Source organism: Parerythrobacter aestuarii, from assembly GCF_030140925.1.
GTDB lineage: Bacteria > Pseudomonadota > Alphaproteobacteria > Sphingomonadales > Sphingomonadaceae > Parerythrobacter > Parerythrobacter aestuarii.
This window is the reverse complement of sequence record NZ_JARBWD010000001.1, coordinates 1,341,919-1,361,111: the sequence shown is the minus strand read 5'-3', so window position 1 is coordinate 1,361,111 and position 19,193 is coordinate 1,341,919. Positions and strand designations below refer to the sequence as shown.

Sequence of the window (19,193 nt, the reverse complement as noted above, 5' to 3'; positions counted from 1 at the left end):
GGCCTGGCCGCGTGGCATGACTTGACCCTATCGACAGCCCCCCGAATTGTCCTATGGCTGGCAGCCAGACACGGCATCTGGAGAGGAAACCATGAGCGACGCAGCCAGCCATTCCGAATGGGTCCGCAAGCCCGAAAGCGCATCGGAGGGGACCAACTGCACGCTTGAGCAATACAACGCCATGTATGCCCGGAGCCTCGAGGATGCCGACGGTTTCTGGGCCGATCAGGCGCAGCGGCTCGACTGGGTTACGCCGCCGACCCGGATCGCCAACTGGAGCTACGACCCGGTCGATATCAAGTGGTTCGAGGATGGCGTGCTCAACATCTGCCACAACGCGGTCGACCGCCATGTCGCCGCCGGACGGGGCGACAGGATTGCCCTGATCTTCGAACCGGATAGCCCCGATGGCACCGTCCGCCGGATCACCTATGCCGAGCTCCAGCGCGAAGTCATCCGCATGGCGAATTCGCTGAAGAAGATGGGGGTCGCCAAAGGTGACCGGGTCACCATCTACATGCCGATGATCCCCGAAGGCGCCTATGCCATGCTGGCCTGCGCGCGGATCGGGGCGATCCATTCGGTGATCTTCGGCGGCTTCTCGCCCGATGCCATCGCGGGCCGGGTCGAGGATTGCCAGAGCGACTGGATCGTGACCGCCGACGAAGGCCTGCGCGGTTCCAAGACCATCCCGCTCAAGGCCAATGTTGATGCCGCGCTGGAGAAGGTTGCGGCCAAGGCAGTGTTGGTCATCCGCCACACCGGCGGCGATGTCGCCATGATCGACGGACGCGATCACTGGTATCACGAATATTCGCAAGGCGTGGACGAGGATTGCCCGTGCGAACCGATGAACGCGGAAGACCCGCTGTTCATCCTCTATACCTCGGGCTCGACCGGCAAGCCGAAAGGCGTGCTCCACACCACCGGTGGCTATTCGGTCTGGACCGAGACGACCTTCCGCTATGTCTTCGACTATCGCGAAGGCGAGGTGTTCTGGTGCAGCGCCGACATCGGCTGGGTCACCGGGCACAGCTATGTCGTTTACGGCCCGCTGCAGAACGGTGCGACCGCGCTGATGTTCGAAGGGGTGCCCAACTATCCCGACCACGATCGGTTCTGGGAGGTCTGCGACAAGCACAAGGTCAACATCTTCTACACCGCTCCCACCGCCATCCGTGCGCTTATGCGCGAAGGCGACGAATATGTGACCAGACACGATCTCTCGTCGATCCGACTGCTCGGCAGTGTCGGTGAGCCGATCAATCCGGAGGCGTGGCGCTGGTACCACGACACCGTCGGCAAGGGGAAACTGCCCGTGATCGACACCTGGTGGCAGACCGAGACCGGCGGCTGCATGATCACCACCCTGCCCGGCGCGCACGACATGAAGCCGGGCAGCGCGGGCAAGCCATTCTTCGGCGTCGTTCCGGAGCTGGTCGATAACGAAGGCGGTGTTCTGGAAGGTGCCACCAGCGGTAATCTGTGTATCACCCGCAGCTGGCCCGGCCAGGCACGCACCGTTTACGGCGATCACGAGCGTTTCGTGCAGACCTATTTCAGCACCTACAAGGGCAAGTATTTCACCGGTGATGGCTGCCGCCGCGACGCGGATAGGTACTACTGGATCACCGGCCGGGTCGACGATGTCATCAACGTCTCCGGCCACCGCATGGGCACCGCCGAAGTCGAAAGCGCGCTGGTGCTGCATCCCAAGGTCAGCGAGGCCGCTGTCGTCGGCTTCCCGCACGATATCAAGGGCCAGGGCATCTATTGCTACGTGACGCTGATGGAAGGTATCGAAGAGTCAGACGAGCTGACTGCCGAACTGCGCCAATGGGTGCGCAAGGAAATTGGGCCTATCGCTACGCCCGACCACCTGCACTTCACCCCGGCCCTGCCCAAGACCCGCAGCGGCAAGATCATGCGGCGGATCCTGCGCAAGATCGGCGAGAACGACTTCGGCTCGCTGGGGGATACCTCGACGCTGGCGGACCCGAGCGTGGTCGACGCGCTGATCGAGGGGCGGAAGAACCGCTGACACCACTCCCGACCTGAAAATCCCGTCATCCTGAACTTGTTTCAGGATCCAATTCGCCTCTGCCGATGTCGGTACAGGTTGAGAGAGGGATGCTGAAACAAGTTCAGCATGACGAATGGAGTAGACCTCATCAGCTGGAACTCAGTGGGATCGAGCCGTCCCCGCCCCTCTCGGGACGCGGATACTCTCGACGAGTGCATCCACCTCAGCGGGCGGTTTCGCCGTGACCTTCGCCACAGCAATCGCCACCGCGAAGTTGATCAACATCCCGACCACGCCGATCCCCTCGGGCGAAATGCCCAGCAGCCAGTTCTCCGCCGCGTTGGCCTCGGGCTCCCACAGCTTGAAGTAGGCGATGTAGAGGAAGGTGAAGGCCAAACCTGCCACCATCCCGGCAATCGCGCCCTCACGGTTCATGCTCTTGGTGAAGATTCCCATGAAGATCGCCGGGAACAGGCTCGCTGCCGCAAGACCAAAGGCGAAGGCCACCACCTGTGCCACCCAGCCGGGCGGATAGATGCCGAGGATCCCGGCCACGACAATCGCTGCCGTCGCCGCGATACGCGCCGCCAACAGCTCGCCCTTTTCGGATATTTGCGGCCTGAACGTCGACTTGAGCAAATCATGGCTCACCGCAGTCGAGATCACCAGCAACAGTCCCGCTGCCGTCGAGAGCGCCGCCGCGAGCCCGCCCGCCGCCACCAGCGCGATCACCCAGCCGGGCAGCGCTGCGATTTCCGGATTGGCCAGCACCATGATGTCGCGGTCGAGATAGACCTCGTTGGCGTTGTCGGTCGCAGCATTGTCGAGAAGCCGCTCGCCCGAATTGCCGACCGTATCCTCGGCAAAGACCGGCGCGCCTTCGAAGGCATCGCCGGCGGCAATCTGCATCTTGCCGTCGCCGTTCTTGTCACGCCAGGCAATGAGGTTGTTAGCCTCCCAGTTGGTGAACCAGCCAGGCGCGTCCTCATAGGCGGTCTGGTGCACCGCCTCGTTGAAATTGATCCGGGCAAAGGCCGCGACCGCCGGGGCCGTGGTGTACAGCAGCGCAATGAAGACCAGCGCCCAGCCTGCCGAACGGCGCGCGTCGCTGGCCTTCGGCACCGTGAAGAAGCGCACGATCACATGCGGCAGGCCCGCTGTGCCGACCATCAGCGCAGCGGTGATGCAGAACACGTCGATCATCGACTTCGACCCCGCGGTGTATGCCCCGAAGCCCATCATCTGCAGCGACTGGTCGAGCTTCTGCAGGACGTACATCCCCGACCCGTCGTTGACGGTCGAGCCCAGCCCCAACTGCGGGATCGGGTTGCCAGTCACCATCATCGAGATGAAAAACGCGGGCACCATGTAGGCGAAGATCAGCACGCAGTATTGCGCCACCTGCGTGTAGGTGATCCCTTTCATGCCGCCGAGCACGGCATAGACGAAGACGATCGCCATGCCGATCACCACGCCGAGTTCGACCTCGACGTCGAGGAACCGGCTGAACACAATCCCGACCCCGCGCATCTGCCCGGCGATATAGGTGAAACTGATGAATATCAGGCAGATAACCGCGACAGTTCGCGCCCAGTTGGAATAGTACCGCGTGCCGATGAAGTCCGGCACAGTGAACTGTCCGAACTTGCGCAGGTACGGTGCAAGCAACAGCGCCAGCAGCACATAGCCGCCGGTCCAGCCCATCAAATAGACCGAGCCGTCATAACCCATGAAAGCGATCAGCCCTGCCATCGAGAGGAAACTCGCCGCGCTCATCCAGTCGGCGGCGGTGGCCATGCCGTTGACGACCGGGTTGACCCCTCCGCCAGCAACGTAGAATTCCGATGTCGAACCCGCCCGGCTCCAGATCGCGATGCCGATGTAGAGCGCGAAGCTGAGCCCGACGAAGAGGTAGATAAGGGTCTGCGTTTCCATCACGCATCGCCCTCCATCGCCGCTGCCTCTTCGTCGTCATCGTCGAGGTCGAACGCCTGTTCGAGGTGATGCATCTTCCACGAGTAATAGAAGATCAGCACAATGAAGACGTAGATCGATCCTTGCTGCGCGAACCAGAAGCCGAGCGGGAAACCACCGAGCATAAACTGGTCGAGGAAAGGCCGGAACAGGATCCCGGCTCCGAAAGAGACTGCAAACCAGATCGCCATGAGCGTCAGCAACAGCCGGATGTTGGCGCGCCAGTATGCGCGCGCGTGGTTGCTGTCATTGTCAGGCGTATCGGCCATGGTCCCCTCCCATTCTTCAGGAGCGATCCTGTTGCCCTGAAGGCGGAATTGCAATCGGGTTTGAGAGTTTGCCGGGGAGACGGTGGGATTGTCCTACGATTTTCTCCGGTCTCCGGGCGCAACACGGGCCCGGACTAGCGGGCAAGCTGTCGTGGCGGTGCCGTCAGTCCAGCAAGTCCTTGGCCATCGCGATTTCGCTTATGGCCCGCTTGCCATCCTCGTCTCGCCCAAGCTGGACGACAATGTCGATGACACTGGCGGCGTAGGCGATGGTGTCGCTGCGGCTGAGACCGATGCCAGTCTGCATCACCATCAGCGCCAGCTGTTCCAGCGCGCCGGTGATCGAGTTGGCGTGAATGGTGGAGAAGCTGCCTGGGTGCCCGGTGTTGATGGCGCGCAGGAAGCTGACGCTCTCCGCCCCGCGCAATTCGCCCAGCACGATGCGGTCGGGGCGCAGGCGCAGCGCCGCCTGCAACAGTTCGTTGGCGGTGACCTTGGCCTCTCCCAGTTCGCCCTTCACCGCGACGAGGCCGACGCCGTTCTCGCCCGGCAGCTTGAGCTCGGGCGTATCCTCGACCAGCACCACGCGCTGCTCGCGCGGGATCTCGCCCAGCATGGCGTTGAGGAATGTGGTCTTGCCGGTGCTTGTTCCGCCCGAGATCAGAATCGTGCGACGCTGGCGGATGGCTTCGCGCAGGAACGCGATAGGCTCGGCCTGCGCATCGGGCATACGTTCCTGCGCCGGGGGACTGAGCGGACCGGAATCATAGGCATCGAGCGGCAGGTCGAGCCGGCGATGGCGGCGGATCGCCATGACCCAGTGCCTGCGACTGGCAGGAGGGCCGCAGAACTGGATGCGCGCTCCGTCAGGCAGCGTCGCGCCCAGCAGCGGGTGTTCGCGGTTAATGCCCTGATGGCTGACCCGGGCGACCTGTTCGGCCAGCCGCTGTACCAGCCGGTCATCGATCTCCGGCGTCTCGACCCGCTGCATCCCGGGATGCGCGGCATCCTCGATCCACACTTCGCCCGGCCCGTTGACGAGGATTTCCGTGACCGTGTCGCGATCGAGCCAGCGCCGGAACGGCTCGAGATAGGCCTCGAGATAGACGCTCTTGTCCGCCGCGAGCGGTTCGGACTTGGCAAAGGGATGGACGTCGGCAGCCATGGATCGTGGCTCACATCACCGGCGAGAAGTCGAGGTCGCGCGCAGTGAACACACGGATCGGCTCGCCCTGCCGCACGCGGATGCGCGGGCCGACCTGGCTGTCCTGCTGCACTGCCGCCGCCGCCGCACCGTTGCCGGCCCCGCCGATCACCACCGAGGCACCGCCACTGGCGATGGTCGACAGCCCGCCCACGACCGACAGCAGCAGCGCCGAGCCGAAGCGCTGGAAGAAGCGCCCGTCGACATCGCCCTTGAGGCCCGTGGTGCCGTCGAAGCCCACGGCAGGGGACTGCAAATTGACCGACGCACCATCGGGCCGGATCAGCCGGGTCCAGATGACATAGGCGCGCTTCTGCCCGCCCTGCACGCCCGATTGGTATTGCCCGATCAGGCGGCTCGAGCGCGGCACCAGCACGTTCCTGCCGTCAAAGCTGCGCACGTCCTGGCTCACCACCGCACGGACATAGCCCGGCACATCGGTATCGATAGCCGTTTCCAGCACCGCCGGGATCAACGTGCCCTGGGTCACCGTGGTCGTCGGGTTGACCATGGCGGTCGCCTGCGCCGGACCGCCACCTACCCCGCCGATACGGCTCGCGAAGTCATTGACCGAATTTCCGGTCGCGCCGCCACCCTCCGTGGCCGAAGCCGTGCCCGGAGGCCCGGCAACAGGCGACGTCGCGCGGGCGCTGGAATCGAACACCAGCGTCGGGGCGCTATTAGGGTTGAGCACTGCCATCGTCGCAGCATTGGGATCGCGCGCCAGCACCGCAGCCGGGGCCGGATCGGGGCGCGGCGCGATTGCCGGCTGGGCCGCCGGAGCCGGTGGCTGCGCCTGCACCGGTTCTGGAGCGACGGCCTGGGGTGCAACATCGGCACTCCCCACGCCTTGTTGCGGCGGCACCTGCGCGGCGTTCATGCTCCAGAACGTCACCCCTCCCAATGCGGCGACGATGGCGATCCCCGCCACCAGCCCCAGCGCATCGGACCGCCCGCTCTTCGCCGCGACGGCCGGATAAGCGGTGCGCGAGGCAAGATCGGTCACATCGCTATCCACGATCTCGCGCGGGTCGAGATCATTGGCGGCACCGCTGGCGGCGGGCTTTTCCGGAAGACGCATGGCAAGGCGCATGACTGGTATCCTTCCTATCGCTTCTTCTGCTGCTCACCGCCAAGCGAGGCCTGGCTGGGGAGCTTTTCCTGGCGCGTAGGGCCGGTGTTGACCAGCGTCGCGATCTCTTCGCCCGAGCGCAGGATGATCTCTCGCGGGACTCCGTCGACCACCACGGTGTTGCCGCGCACGGTAAAATTGACCGGGCCTTCGGTGCCTTCGAAATCCTTCACCAGAATCGCCGGGACAGGCACGCCCTCATTCCATTCGAGGAAGGTAGCATCGCCATCGTCGAAGGCACGCGCCGGGAACAGATTGGCATCGCCGGTCTTCTGCCATTCCCAGTTGAGCGCGGCAGGATCGACCACCGCATAGGGATCGGTAGCCGCCGCCATCTCGACCGGGTTGGCCTGCCCAGATGCAGCCAGTTGCGCCGCTGCCTCCATCTCTTCCTCGGGATAGGAAAAGCTGAGGATGTAGAGCGGTTTGGCCTTGGGGCTTGCAACGAGGTCGAACAGGTAGGTGCGCTTGTTGGTCACCACGGTCATGTTGGTCGACGCGGTCGGCTCCAGCGGCTTCACAAACAGCAGGTTCGCGCGCTTGTTGGGAGTCACCTGCCAGGCAGCGGAATCGCCGATGGCGACATTCTCGATCGCTTCGTCCTCGCCGAACTGGATCGTCGCCTGCACCTTGGTGCGGCCCTGGATGGTGAAGATCCGCGCTTCGTCATATTCGACTTCGACCAGGCGCGAATCCTGTGCCGCCAGCGGGGTCGCAGCAAGCAGCATCGCGAGCGCGGCGGGGATGGCAGCGCGGTTCATTTCAGCTTCTCCACAGGGCGATGGGGCGCTGCCCTGAAGCGCGTGCCGAGCCCGCGCGTGCGCGAGGCTGGCAAAGATGCGGGGCTGACCTGCCCCCCTGCAGTGGTGGCAGCAACGATGCGGGTTTCACGGACGCTGGCGGGCTGACTGGCACCACTGTCGTTGGCGGCGAGATAGGGCATCGCGGCAGCTGCGGCGGTGCGGCGGGCGCTGGTGACGGTCGTCCCGGCGGGGACCTGCGCGGCGGCGGCCTGTTCGGTGCGGACTACCATAGTGGGCGCGTCGGCTACCGCCGATTTGCCGCTCCGCTCGCCCGGTTCGGAGACCATGCCGAAGACACGCCAGCCGGCCACCATGGTGCCAGCGACCTTGAGCACCATCGCCATCAGCGCGACATGCACCGCGCCGACCATGAAGAATGCGATTGCCGGGCGCGCCGGGATCTCACCTTGCGCCTGCGTCAGGGCCGAAAGGATCGGTACCGACAGCTCCAGCATCACGCTTCCTGCCAGCACCGCGAACAGCGGTGTCAACGCCAGCATAACCAGCCCTTTGAGCCAGCCGGTGAACATGCCTCGGGTGCCCTGGAACAGGGCCATCGCGATGAAGATCGGCCCCAGCGCGACCAAGACTGCCAGTGCAATTCGGGCCGTTACCAGCACACCCACCGTGCCCAGCATGAAAAGCAAGGCCCCCAGCCACAACATACCCGGCGGCGAAAATGCCTCAAAATCCATCTGGCCCTGCGAAGCCTGCTCGACGGCGAGAAACACCACGTCCACCTTGCTGGCGAAGGTCATGGTGGCAGACCCTCGGTCCCCGGTCAGGACGCCCGCAAGCCAGTCGGGACCGCCCAGCGCCAGGTTCCAGACCACGCTCTGGAATGCCGCCCAGCTGGTTGAGAAGGTGAGTACCATCCCGACAAGGATGATCCGCGGCAACATGGACCTCACGCTCAGGTTCGATCGCCCGGTGATAAGTGCCAGGGCGAAGAAAATGACGTAGAGGGTGAGCAGGATCGTAAGAACCGTCGCAAGTTGTCCACCGGGTGCAAACAGTCGCCCGAAAGCCGCGCTAGTGACCTCGGAAGCGACGCAGTCGACAGCCTGCAGCGCGGCGGCGATCCCGCCGGCCGCTTCCGACATTGCAAGATCGCACTGCGCGCTCATTCGGCAGCCTGCTTGAAGGCAGTGACTTCGGGCAGGTCAGCCTCAGTCTCGGCGGGCAGCGGCCAGGCATGGCCGGTCAGCGCCGGGAACCAGTCGGCCGGATTGTCGCCCACTGCTTCGCGCAGCAGGTCGAGCCGCCGCACTGTGCCTTCGCGGCCCGAAAGGACGGTCAGCACTTCGGGCGCGCCGGAGAGGTCGAGCCTGACCACGACGCTGGCATCGGGCTGGCGGACCAGGAAGCAGCGGCTGTGCGCCGGCAGCGAGCGGATCAGCGCCAGCTCGTGGCTGGTAAGGCCGAAACCGTCGCAATAATCCTCCGCCCGCGCTCGGCTGTTGGGCATGAAGATCATCGTCGCGGTTTGTTCGACCAGCGCGGTGGAGATGCGGCTCTCAAGCGCATCGGCGGCGCTCTGGGTCGCGAAACCGACCAGCGCGTTGCGCTTGCGCAGCGTCTTGAGCCAGTCGCGGATGCGCGCGGCGAAGACCTCGTCGTCAAGCGCTTTCCAGCCCTCGTCGATCAGGATCATGGTCGGCTGCCCGTCCAACCGCTCGTCGATGCGGTGGAACAGGTACATCATGGTCGGCGTGCGCAGCTTGGGATTCTCCAGCAGCGCGGTCATGTCGAAGCCGAGCACCCGGTTGTCGAGATCGAGCCGGTCCAGTTCGTTGTCGAACAGCCAGGCGTTCTCGCCCGAGTTGATCCAGGCACTGAGGCGATCGGCGAGGTCGCCCGCCTCGGGGCGGCGTGAACCGCTAAGCAGCTCGCGGAAGTGCCGCAGGCGGCGCAGCGAGGCATCGTTCTCGTAAGCCGCGTCGACCGCATGGGCGATCATCTGCAGCTCTTCCGGGCCATCGGCCTTGAGCAGCACGCCGAGCCAGTTGCGCAGGAAGGCCCGGTTGGCGGCGGTATCGGGCAGCGCCAGCGGGTTGAAACCGGTCGGCTCGCCGGCATAGATCCGGTCATACCGACCGCCGATCCCGCGAATAAACAGCTCGGCCCCGCGATCCTTGTCGAACAGGATGGTGCGCGGCTTGAACTTCTGCGCCTGTGCGGCGAGGAAATTCATCACCACGGTCTTGCCCGAACCCGACGGGCCGATGACACTGAAATTGCCCAGGTCGCCATTGTGGAAGTTGAAGAAGAACGGCGTCGCGCTGGTCGTCTCCAGCAGCGTCACGGCATCGCCCCAGTGGTTGCCTTCGGCCTGACCCAGCGCAAAGCCATGGAGCGAACCGAAGCTCGCCATGTTGGCGCTGGAGATCATCGCCCGGCGCACGACATATTTCTCGTTGCCGGGGAACTGCGCCCAGAAGGCGGGTTCGAGATTGGTGTCCTCGCGCACTACCACCGCGCCGGTATCGGCCAGTGCAGCGGCGCAGGCGGCGCTGGCATCGTCGAGCCGGGCCAGGTTGCTTTCGCGCACCAGCACGGAAAGGTGATGGTCGCCGAAGCCGACCGCGCCATTGCCCAGCGCGTCGCGCGCCGCCATCATGTCGACGCGTTCGGCGGTCGCTTCCTCGTCGACCGAGCGCAGCCGGCGCAGCGACAGGTCGATCCGCTCGCGCGCGGTCGTCCGCTCCTGCGGGGCGTAGGTCTCCGTCACGATCATCTCGCAGGGCAGCCGCAGCAACCCGTCGAGAAGGCCCGGCGAGGTCGCTTCGGGATAGTCCTTGAGGCTCAGGATCGCGGAGAAATCGGGCTGCCCCGCCCCGCGCTGCTCCAGCGCGTCCAAGCCGAACGAGACCCGGCGATAAGGCAGCATGAAGCCGACATCGGTATCGTCCGCCGGCTTGCGCACCGGACGCATCTCGCCATTGTAGAGCGCGGAGAGCAGCTCCAGCAGCTCGCTGTTGGTCGCGCCCGAGGGCCCGGAATATTCGCCCAGCACGCTCGCGCCATAGGCCTGCAGCGACGCCAGCAGCCCGCCGATCGCCGCCTTGAGCGAGCGCAGGTCACGCGGATCGGCGGTGAGCTCGTCCTGCCCGCGGCGGCTGAAGAACTTGCCCATCCGTTCGGCTAAACCGGCCTTGCCCCGCGCCGGACGGCGGATCAGGGTGATGAACTGGTCGTTGATGAACAGCGAGCCCGATCCGAGCTTCTCCTGCCAGCGGGCGTCGATATGCCGGCTCAGCGGATCAGGGAATTCGCTTTGCAGCTCGATCGCCACCCGCCGGCGGATAACGTGGTGATAGAGCACGAAACGCGAATCCAGCGTCGAGCGCAGTACCACTTCGCGGGTCGCGGCATGGGCGTTGAGCGCTTCGGAATCCTCGGTCTCGAACAGCAAGCCCGGCACCTGGATAACCGTCATCAGCGAGCCATCGCGCAGCAACAGCGTGTTCTCATCCTCCAGCCGGGCATAGGGCAGCCGGTCGCCGGCGCGAGCTTCCTTCTCGCTCCAGCTGGCGGGGCCGATCCAGTTGCTCATCGGGCTGCTCTTTCCAGGTCAGGGTGCATAGCTGTTGCACCCCCAGCGCTTATAGTTCTTCACCCGCGGGCACATCGAAACCTTGGTAATCCACAGGTCGAACACGCGCGGCTCGCGCAGGCTCACGAAATAGCCGATCGCGTGGGTGACGATCGGGATGGGAATGATCCAGAAGCTTTTCAGGATCAGGAAAGCGATCGTCGTCACCATCAAATTGATGATGAAGAAGTTCATCGTCACCCCGGCGAACATCTGGGGCCGAGTCAGTGCGCGATGGACCGGATGGCGGACGAGATCGGTCACGTCAGCTCAGCCCGCCGCGCTCTGGATGCCGGCCACGATGGTGGTCGCGCCGAACAGGATGAAGACGCCTATGATCACGGTCGCGCCGAAGCGCCAGTTGATACGGCCGGTCAGCATCATGAAGCCGACGGCAGCGACGGCCATGACCGCCACGGCCGTCGCAACCGAACCCAGCAGCGTACCCTGCAGCCAGGCCAGCGCATTGACGACCGGACCTGAACCTGCCGGATCGGCTGCCAGCACGGTGGTGGGGAAGATCAGGGCTGCCAGCGCTGCCAGACGGGTGATCAAACGCATTCTACTGGTATTCCTTCCGGGAATGATCGGACAAGCGCCCCATGATGGCCGCAACATAAAGTCTGGTCTCGCGAATATTGGGAACGCCGCCCGCAGCGATCACGCGGCCGGGCCCAGCGTTGTAGGCCGCCAGTGCCTTCTCGAGATCGCCATCGAAGGTGTCGAGTTGTTCGCGCAGGTAGCGCGCTCCACCTTCGAGGTTCTGCAACGCATCATCGGCATCGACACCGAGGTACCGCGCGGTCCCCGGCATGAGTTGCGCCAGTCCGCGTGCCCCGGCGCTCGAGATCGCACCATGGCGCCAGCGGCTTTCCTGCCACACCAGCGCTTCGATCAGGCTCGGGCTAAGGTCGAAGCGATTGGCAAGTTCAAGCACCTTGGCCTGGTATATCAAGGGGATGCCAAGTGCGTGCAGCGCAGGATCGGAAATGGCGACCGCAGGAATATCGGCTTCGACAACCACTTTCTTGCCGTCTTGTGCTTGGAGGGCGGAAAGCTCCGACCTGCCGGGTACAGCACCCGGCCCGCCCGCTACCCAGCGCGCGCCATCATCTCCGATTTCCATGACGTCCGCCCGCACGGGAGCAGATGCCAGGGCCAGCAAAGCAATCAAGGCAAGCCGGCCCGATCGAGAAAGAATCACCGAGCCCTCCATAACCGTCCCCGGATCATCTTAGAGAACATGCCCATGACGGCAAGATGAACACCGCGCCGCCGCCAGCAAGCAGTGGATGCACGGTGGAAGAAGCGACCGGCTCAATGGCCTGGCAGCTGCTTTGCCTTGCCGCTGTCGCCGGCCCGTTCGACCGGCTGGACCGAGGTCCTCTGGTCACAGCAGTAATGGGGCCGTGAAACGTCGCTTCAGCGAGTGTTCGATGATGACCCGGCGTCGCGACCTGGCTCAGGGAGAAATGCTGCTAGGAAATGGCGGAGAGGGAGGGATTCGAACCCTCGATACGGTTGCCCGTATACTGCATTTCGAGTGCAGCGCATTCGACCACTCTGCCACCTCTCCGCGAGGAGCGGACCGAATTCCGGACCGGTCGAAGGGCGCGCTGCTAGCCGAGAGCAACGCCCTTGCCAAGCCCCGTTTTGCGCGAAATCGGGGGACCGGGACCTTGGTCCCATTGTGCACCTGCAAACTTGACCTATATTTGCGCGATGGACAGCGCGATTTTCTTCTCGCCGCAAGCCGGTCGCCAGATCGAGGCTCCCCGCAAGCTCAGCACACGTTTCGCCATTGGCGATGTCGTGCGCCATCGCCTGTTCGATTTCCGCGGTGTGATTTTCGATATCGACCCGGTCTTCGCCAATAGCGAAGAATGGTACGAATCAATCCCGCAGGAAATCCGGCCACGGCGCGACCAGCCCTATTACCACCTGCTCGCCGAGAACGACGAATCGTCCTACGTCGCCTATGTCAGCCAGCAGAACCTCGTGGCCGATGGCGATGGTGGTCCGATCGACCACCCGCAGATCCCGGAGTTGTTCGAAGGCTTCGATCGCGGTCGCTACAAGATGCGCCGCGCACTTACACACTGACCGCCGGCATCAATCCTTGATCTTCCAGCCGGATTTCAGGACCCGGTACACGATGTAGGCAAAAGCCAGATTCATCACGCCGAGTCCAAGGGCAGCGTATAGTACTTGCTGCCCGCTATCGCCGATGTCGCTTTCCGCGAGGAAGCCGTAGCGGAAGCCCGAAATCACGTAGAAGAACGGGTTCGCCCGGCTGATCGCCTGGAATACGCCATGCAGGTTGTCGATCACGTAGAATGTGCCTGACAGCAAGCTGAGGGGTGCAATTACGAAGTTGGTGATGGCGGCATTGTGATCAAACTTTTCCGACCAGATCGAGGTCATCAGGCCCATCAGCGCCAGCATCACCGCGCCCATCAGCCCGAACCAGACGATGGCCCAGCCATGTTCGATGCTGAGCGTCACCCCGGGCCACAGCACCATGGCCACGGCCACCGCCAGACCGACAAGGATCGAGCGCGTGACAGCCGCACCGATGATCGCAGTCATTAGCTCACCTTCCGACAACGGCGGCATCAGCAGGTCGATAATGGTGCCCTGGATCTTGCCCGACAGGAGCGAGAAAGAGCTATTGGCGAAGGCATTCTGCATCATGCCCATCACGATCAACCCCGGCGCCACGAAGCTGGCGAAGGGAACGCCCAGCACTTCGCGACCCGACCGCCCCAGCGCGACGGAGAAAATGACCAGGAACAGCAAGGTGGTGACCGCCGGGGCCCAGATCGTCTGCGTCTGCACCTTCATGAAGCGGCGGACCTCCTTCTGGTACAGGCTCCACAGCCCTATCCAGTTGATCCCGGTGAAAACCGGTTCACCACGAGGTCGGAACCTTGCAGGCGACGTGCCTTTATCGACGGCAGTGCCTTCAGCCCCAGTGTTCGCTTGATCGCTCATGGACGCGCGGGTAGGCGCTCGACGCAAGGCTGGCAAGATGGACCGATCGTTCCTATATGGCCCGCACACACGAATACGGATGGCAAGAGTACCTTTATGAGTTGGACCGAAGAACGCACCGCGAAGCTCAAGAAAATGTGGGAGAGCGGCGCGACTGCCAGCCAGATCGCCGATGAGCTGGGCGGAGTCAGCCGCAATGCGGTCATTGGCAAGGCCCATCGGTTGGGCCTCAAGTCGCGACCGTCCCCAGTGAAGGCCAACGACAAGAAAAAGAAGGCCGCAGCCAAGCCGGCACCCAAGCCTGCGCCCAAGAAGGCTGCGGCCAAGCCTGCTGCCAAGCCCGTTGCGGCCAAGCCGGCGGCGAAACCCGCTTCAGCGCCCGCTCCTGCCAGCAATCCCCATTCCGGCACCCCGTCGCAGCCGCTTCCCAACGCCGGCCAGAGCGACTTGCCCAAGATCGTTTCGGTTGGCCCCGGTGGCTTCCTGCGCCAGGGTCCCGGCGACCAGCAGCCGCCGATCCCGCCGGCCCCGCCGCGCCGACTGGTGCCGGCCAAGCCGAGCCCCGAGATTGCCGACAAGACTAGCCTGCTCGATCTGTCCGACAAGGTCTGTCGCTGGCCGATGGGCCACCCGGGCGAGCCCGATTTCCATTTCTGCGGCGAAGACGTGAACCCCGGCTTCCCCTATTGCGTCGAGCATTGCGGCCGGGCCTACCAGGCCCAGCTGCCGCGTGGCGCGCGCCGGCCCCCGCCGCCGCTGCCATTTGGCGGCCCGCGCGTCCGCTAAGCTACGAATTCATGGGCCCGGTTGCGACCTTTGCAGCCGGGCCTTTTTCTGACTTGAGGAGAAACCGCCATGTCCCTGACCCTGTACGATGCCTTTGTCCCCAGCTGCCAACAGATCCTCGGCGGCATGGCCGGCGTGATCGACAAGGCCGAGGCGCATTGCGGCGAGAGCGGCTGCGAAGCCTCGGAACTGATCGAAGCCAAGCTGGCGGACAACATGTGGAACCTGCCATGGCATGTCCGCAGCGTGTGGGCCCATTCGGCCTACGTCATCAGCCTGCTGCCGACCGGCGAGTTCTCGCCCGATTTCACTGAACTGCCGCAGGACTGGGACGCGATGCGGGCCAAGCTCAAGCGCACCCAGGACGAGCTGGCCGCCGTTACGCCCGAGCAGCTTGAAGCGATCGCTGACAAGACCATCGGCTTCGTGCTGGGCGGCAAGCGACTGATGGAATTTACCGGGCAGAATTTCCTGCTTAGTTTCAGCCAGCCCAACTTCTATTTCCATGCCACGACATTCTACGACATCCTGCGAATGAAGGGCGTGCCACTTGGCAAGCGTGACTACCTCGGCACCCCGCGGATCATCGGCTGAGTAGTCCGCGCCGGAACGCGCCCTCGCCTGAGGCGTTAAGCGCGCAAAGGAGTTTTCATGCGAATTTCACTTGTCGTCCTGCCGCTTGCGGCGGGATTTCTTGCCACGCCTGCGCTGGCCGAACTGCCGCAATCGACCCGCGCCTTGATCGAAGCGGCAATCGCCTCGGGCGATGCTGGGAAGGTAGCAACGATTCTCGACCTGGCCCGCGAGGTTCACCCTGACGACGCAGCCGAACTCGACACGATCGCTACGGAATTCGCCTCGGTGCAGCAAACACTCGCTGCACAGGAAGCCGCAGCGAAAGAAGAACAGATCCGCCAGGCCGGCGTGTTCGACAACTGGAGCGGCGAAGGCCAGATCGGCGCCTTCCGCGCGACCGGAAACAGTTCCAACACCGGGATCAGCGCCGGGCTCAAGCTGGCTCGCAAGGGCATCGATTGGCGGCACAAGCTGCGCGCGCTGGTCGACTACCAGCGCTCCAACGGGGTCACCACGCGCGAGCAGTACCTTGCCGCCTACGAAGTCAATTACGACATCAGCGGCGATCTCTACGCCTACGCGCTGGCACAATACGAACGTGACCGTTTCCAGGGCTATTCAGCGCGCTATTCCGCTTCCGGCGGGCTTGGCTACCGGGTGCTCGACACCGACACCACATCGCTCGAAGTGAAGGCAGGTCCGGCGTGGCGTCGCACCGAGCGGGTCATCGGTAGCACTCAATCGAGCCTCGCCGGCCTCGCCGCCGCCGACTTCGACTGGCAGGTCGCCGAGACTATCGCGCTGACGCAGGATGCCAGTGTCTTCCTCGAAGGCGACAACACCAGCCTGATCGCCACCACCGGGCTCGAGGCTGGCCTGTCAGGAGCGCTGAAGGCCCGGGTGTCCTACACCGTCGAGCACGACACCGACCCGCCGCCGGGTGCGGTCAAGACCGACACGCTGACTCGCTTTACGCTGGTCTATGGCTTCTGACGCGGCGCTCCAGCCAGCAGGAACACCACGTAGCCTTTGAAGCGGGGATCGTCGGGGAGATGTGCCGGCGGGTCCCACTCCCCGCCTTCGACCAGCGCCACGCGGTAGGGCAGCGGAAGCCTCTCGGTGGCAGAAAGGTAGCGCTGATAGCCTGGCAAGGTGGTGCGATCCTGGTACGTCTGCACCACGATCTCGTCGAGCGCACCGGCCATGGCTGAAAGGTCGTCGTCGGACGCATTGGCAGGCCAGTCCATCAACCCTGTAGCCGATAGCTGCAGGCCGCGCGGCAAGCGCTGACGCAGGTCGGCAAGGAATGCGGCATATCCATCAAGCCGACCGGTGCTGGAATCGAAGTCGACCTGCACGCCTGTCAGCAGCCCGTCCCGGTTCCAGATCCCGGCGGTTTCCAGCAGTTGGCGATAGGCACCCTCGCCCCAGCCAATTCGCTCCGCCCGCACCACAAGCCACAACTCCTTCGCTTCGCCTGAAGGGACGGTACGCAGGATCGGAACGATCCGGTCCGGCTCGTCGAGCCGCAATTCGCCCCACAGGACATAGACCGCATCCGCACCCTGCATCTGCGGCACCGGCTCGACACCGCTCCACAGGTAGAAGGCGCTGTAGTCGGCGGGGTCGACCACTTGCGCTTCTCGGTCGCTGGCCGGATTGCAGGCCACCAGCACCAGCCCGGCAAGCGCTGCCAGCCACAGCCTACCAGTAATATTCAAGCTCCTTCGCCCACGCGGTATCGGCATAGTCGCGCTTGAGACGGCGGAACCATGCCGCTCGAACATTCTCCTCCACGCCTTCGCCACCGCAGGTGTTGTTGTTGCTGGGGGCATAACAGCGGATGGCACGATACAGTGCGTAAGCCTTGTCCCCGCGCGCAGCGGAGGTGTCGGCCATGACCGCACGGTAGAGGTCGAGCCGGTGTGTGACCTTGCCCGGATAGCTGGTCGACGTGCCGAGCTGCCCGGCCCCGTCTTCGCCGTACCAGGACCGCACGAATTCGAACTCGTCGAAGCCGTTGAGGCGATAAAACTCGCCCAGGCACAGGCGGGCTTTGCTGCTGGTCGGATCGCGCGCCAGCACCTGCGCGGTCGCTTCCAGCGACGGGCAAGCATAGCCAGCCGAGAACTCTCCGCTGCGGAACAGGTAAACCGGGGCCTTCTCGGCATCCATCACACCCCACAGCGAGCCACTGTCTTGGTCCGACGGGTATTTTGCCGCGAGCGGATAGTCTTCCAGGAAACCGGCATATTCACCGTGCTGCAACTGCCGGAACAGGGCAGTAAAGAGGGCGAAGGCCGCTTCGTTGTTGGGGCCATCGGCCCGTGCCTGCTGCTTGAGCAGCCTTGGCCCTGCTGACAGGCCCAGCAGCATGCGCCGGATGCGCCAATCCCGGATCGGGGAGTTGGCCACGAAGGCGTCGCCTACCTCACCTTTCTGTTCGAGCGCCCGCGCCAGTGCCAGCTCGACTGCCGGTCGCTGGTAGAGCCCCTGCGCACCGCCAATCAGCTCGCGCCAGAAGCCTTCCTCGTTGCGGTCCCCCAGCGCATGCAGCGCCAGCCCGCGCAGGTACTGCCGGCTGAACGCCAGGGGGGAGTAGCGGTCTTGTCGGGCATCGTCGGGCAGCAGCTCGCGCACCACCGCATAGTCCTTGTCGACATAGAAAGCGAAGCTGGCCTTGAGGAAACCGTACAGCTCGGGATGATCCGCGAACACCAGGGCCTGGCTGTCCAGTTCGGTCTGGGTAAGCTGCTCGGGTGCATCGTCACCGGCAAAATAATAGTTCTCGCTGCGCATCCGCAACAGCAGGTTCGCGGCCGCTAGATAGGGATCGTTGACCTTGCCCGGATTGCGGATCAGGTACTTATCGTCAATTTCCGATATCAGCCGCGCAGCTTCCGGCGTATCAGGATCGACGGCGGCGAAGGCATCTGCATAGGTCGCGCCAAGTCGAGCGTAGTCACGCTGCAGCCACAAGGCCTTGCGGAGAAGACCGCGTGCCGACGCAGCATAACGCCCCTCGGGATAGGCCTCCAAGTAGTTGGAAAAAGCCTTCTCCGACCGCATGGCCACTTCGGCATCGACCTGGGCCAGTGGGAACCAGCCCCAGTCGTCTTCCGCACTGGCGATGGCCTGGTTCAGGAGCGTGCGAGCGACCATGTATTTCGAGGTTTCGGTCAGCCAATCATCGACATCCGCAGCGTGAATCAGGCCGTAATAGTCAGTCGCTCGGTCCCAGTTGCCACCATAGAAACTCGCCGAGGCTTCGAGATAGGCCATGAAGCCGAACGGCGCATCACCGATCCCGTTGGCGCCAATGTTGAGAAAATAGCCGCCATCGCTTGGAAGCTTCGCCTCCCGTCGGCTTCTGTCGCATATTTCGCCGAGCCGATCGCGCGAAGTGGACAGGAGGGTACGTGTTTCGCCCTTCAGGCCGCGCAACGCATCGACGGCTTTCAGGAAAGCGGTCTTGCCGCTCTCTTCCGTCTGGCATCGTCCGGCGTAGCCATAGCCGAAGTTGAGAGATTCCCCTCCGTCCGGATACCAGGCGTCGTAGAGATTGTTCCAGCGCATGAAGTTGCGGCCATAGAAACTGCGCCATTGGGTGTCGGGATAGGCGAGACCTGCGCCGTCATTGCCAGCGCGGTCCTGCAGCAGCAGGAACAGGTTGATCCGCGAATCATTGCCTGGCGCGATGGGGATTGAGCCGGCGCAGTTCAGGTCCGGATTCTCTGGCCGCCAGAGAGGTTCACAATAGTCACCGCTCGCAAGTGCGGGTGCAGCCCAGCTTGCTCCCAGAAGTGTTGCAACAGCCAGCAAGGTCTTGCGCATCGG

18 protein-coding genes and 1 tRNA gene are annotated in these 19,193 nt (G+C 64.0%); 5 read left to right on the top strand and 14 right to left on the bottom strand.

The features are described from left to right. Positions 1-91: 91 nt before the first annotated feature. Positions 92-2,041 carry an acetate--CoA ligase gene (acs, locus tag QPW08_RS06750; protein ID WP_284124967.1) on the top strand — a complete coding sequence of 650 codons (1,950 nt, stop codon included), beginning with the start codon at positions 92-94 and terminating at the stop codon, positions 2,039-2,041. Positions 2,042-2,182: 141 nt separating this feature from the next. On the opposite strand, the gene QPW08_RS06745 is transcribed toward acs, so the two are convergent. The 11 genes from QPW08_RS06745 to QPW08_RS06695 form a co-directional block, all read right to left on the bottom strand. Next, positions 2,183-3,958 (bottom strand): sodium:solute symporter family protein, encoded by a 1,776-nt coding sequence (locus QPW08_RS06745; protein WP_284124966.1) that lies wholly within the window; start codon positions 3,956-3,958, stop codon positions 2,183-2,185. Then, positions 3,958-4,266 (bottom strand): DUF4212 domain-containing protein, encoded by a 309-nt coding sequence (locus QPW08_RS06740; RefSeq protein ID WP_284124965.1) that lies wholly within the window; start codon positions 4,264-4,266, stop codon positions 3,958-3,960. The genes QPW08_RS06745 and QPW08_RS06740 overlap by 1 nt, the downstream gene beginning before the upstream one ends. Positions 4,267-4,429: 163 nt before the next feature. Then, entirely contained in the window at positions 4,430-5,431 is a 1,002-nt protein-coding gene (gene virB11 / locus QPW08_RS06735) for a P-type DNA transfer ATPase VirB11 (RefSeq protein WP_284124964.1), read from the bottom strand. Between the two features lie 10 nt (positions 5,432-5,441). Further along, complete coding sequence (locus QPW08_RS06730; protein ID WP_284124963.1) at positions 5,442-6,563, bottom strand: TrbI/VirB10 family protein; 1,122 nt, start codon at positions 6,561-6,563, stop codon at positions 5,442-5,444. 14 nt (positions 6,564-6,577) lie between these two features. After that, positions 6,578-7,363: a TrbG/VirB9 family P-type conjugative transfer protein gene (locus QPW08_RS06725; protein ID WP_284124962.1), complete on the bottom strand. Its 786-nt coding sequence runs from the start codon at positions 7,361-7,363 to the stop codon at positions 6,578-6,580. Further along, the gene (locus QPW08_RS06720; protein WP_284124961.1) at positions 7,360-8,532 is read right to left on the bottom strand and encodes a type IV secretion system protein; all 1,173 of its coding nucleotides are present in this window, start codon (positions 8,530-8,532) and stop codon (positions 7,360-7,362) included. Before QPW08_RS06720 ends, QPW08_RS06725 begins: the two co-directional genes overlap by 4 nt. Continuing rightward, positions 8,529-10,961, bottom strand: coding sequence for a VirB4 family type IV secretion/conjugal transfer ATPase (locus tag QPW08_RS06715; protein WP_284124960.1), 2,433 nt, complete (start codon positions 10,959-10,961; stop codon positions 8,529-8,531). Before QPW08_RS06715 ends, QPW08_RS06720 begins: the two co-directional genes overlap by 4 nt. An 18-nt stretch (positions 10,962-10,979) precedes the next feature. Next, a complete protein-coding gene (locus tag QPW08_RS06710; protein WP_284124959.1) occupies positions 10,980-11,264 on the bottom strand; it encodes a type IV secretion system protein VirB3 in 285 nt (94 codons plus the stop codon). A gap of 6 nt (positions 11,265-11,270) precedes the next feature. Next, positions 11,271-11,561 (bottom strand): TrbC/VirB2 family protein, encoded by a 291-nt coding sequence (locus QPW08_RS06705; protein ID WP_284124958.1) that lies wholly within the window; start codon positions 11,559-11,561, stop codon positions 11,271-11,273. A 1-nt stretch (position 11,562) separates the two neighbouring features. After that, positions 11,563-12,126: a lytic transglycosylase domain-containing protein gene (locus QPW08_RS06700; protein WP_284124957.1), complete on the bottom strand. Its 564-nt coding sequence runs from the start codon at positions 12,124-12,126 to the stop codon at positions 11,563-11,565. A gap of 360 nt (positions 12,127-12,486) precedes the next feature. Beyond that, positions 12,487-12,576: transfer RNA gene (locus QPW08_RS06695), tRNA-Ser, on the bottom strand. A gap of 146 nt (positions 12,577-12,722) precedes the next feature. Between QPW08_RS06695 and hspQ the strand changes: the two genes are divergently transcribed. After that, positions 12,723-13,103, top strand: coding sequence for a heat shock protein HspQ (hspQ, locus tag QPW08_RS06690; protein WP_284124956.1), 381 nt, complete (start codon positions 12,723-12,725; stop codon positions 13,101-13,103). A gap of 9 nt (positions 13,104-13,112) precedes the next feature. Here hspQ and QPW08_RS06685 read toward each other — a convergent pair whose 3' ends face one another. Beyond that, positions 13,113-13,994, bottom strand: a complete 882-nt coding sequence (locus tag QPW08_RS06685; protein WP_284124955.1) for an ABC transporter permease — start codon at positions 13,992-13,994, stop codon at positions 13,113-13,115. A 96-nt stretch (positions 13,995-14,090) separates the two neighbouring features. On the opposite strand from QPW08_RS06685, the gene QPW08_RS06680 reads away from it, so the two are divergent. The 3 genes from QPW08_RS06680 (at position 14,091) to QPW08_RS06670 (ending at position 16,349) form a co-directional block, all read left to right on the top strand. Further along, complete coding sequence (locus tag QPW08_RS06680) at positions 14,091-14,780, top strand: GcrA family cell cycle regulator (RefSeq protein ID WP_284124954.1); 690 nt, start codon at positions 14,091-14,093, stop codon at positions 14,778-14,780. 69 nt (positions 14,781-14,849) lie between these two features. Next, positions 14,850-15,374: a DUF1993 domain-containing protein gene (locus QPW08_RS06675; protein WP_284124953.1), complete on the top strand. Its 525-nt coding sequence runs from the start codon at positions 14,850-14,852 to the stop codon at positions 15,372-15,374. A gap of 57 nt (positions 15,375-15,431) precedes the next feature. After that, the gene (locus QPW08_RS06670) at positions 15,432-16,349 is read left to right on the top strand and encodes a DUF481 domain-containing protein (protein WP_284124952.1); all 918 of its coding nucleotides are present in this window, start codon (positions 15,432-15,434) and stop codon (positions 16,347-16,349) included. Here QPW08_RS06670 and QPW08_RS06665 read toward each other — a convergent pair. Together QPW08_RS06665 and QPW08_RS06660 are read right to left on the bottom strand one after the other, a co-directional pair. Beyond that, on the bottom strand, positions 16,337-17,077 hold the full coding sequence (locus tag QPW08_RS06665; RefSeq protein WP_284124951.1) for a DUF3142 domain-containing protein: 741 nt from the start codon (positions 17,075-17,077) through the stop codon (positions 16,337-16,339). The genes QPW08_RS06670 and QPW08_RS06665 overlap by 13 nt on opposite strands. Then, complete coding sequence (locus tag QPW08_RS06660; protein ID WP_284124950.1) at positions 17,061-19,190, bottom strand: tol-pal system YbgF family protein; 2,130 nt, start codon at positions 19,188-19,190, stop codon at positions 17,061-17,063. The genes QPW08_RS06665 and QPW08_RS06660 overlap by 17 nt, the downstream gene beginning before the upstream one ends. Positions 19,191-19,193 lie beyond the last annotated feature (3 nt).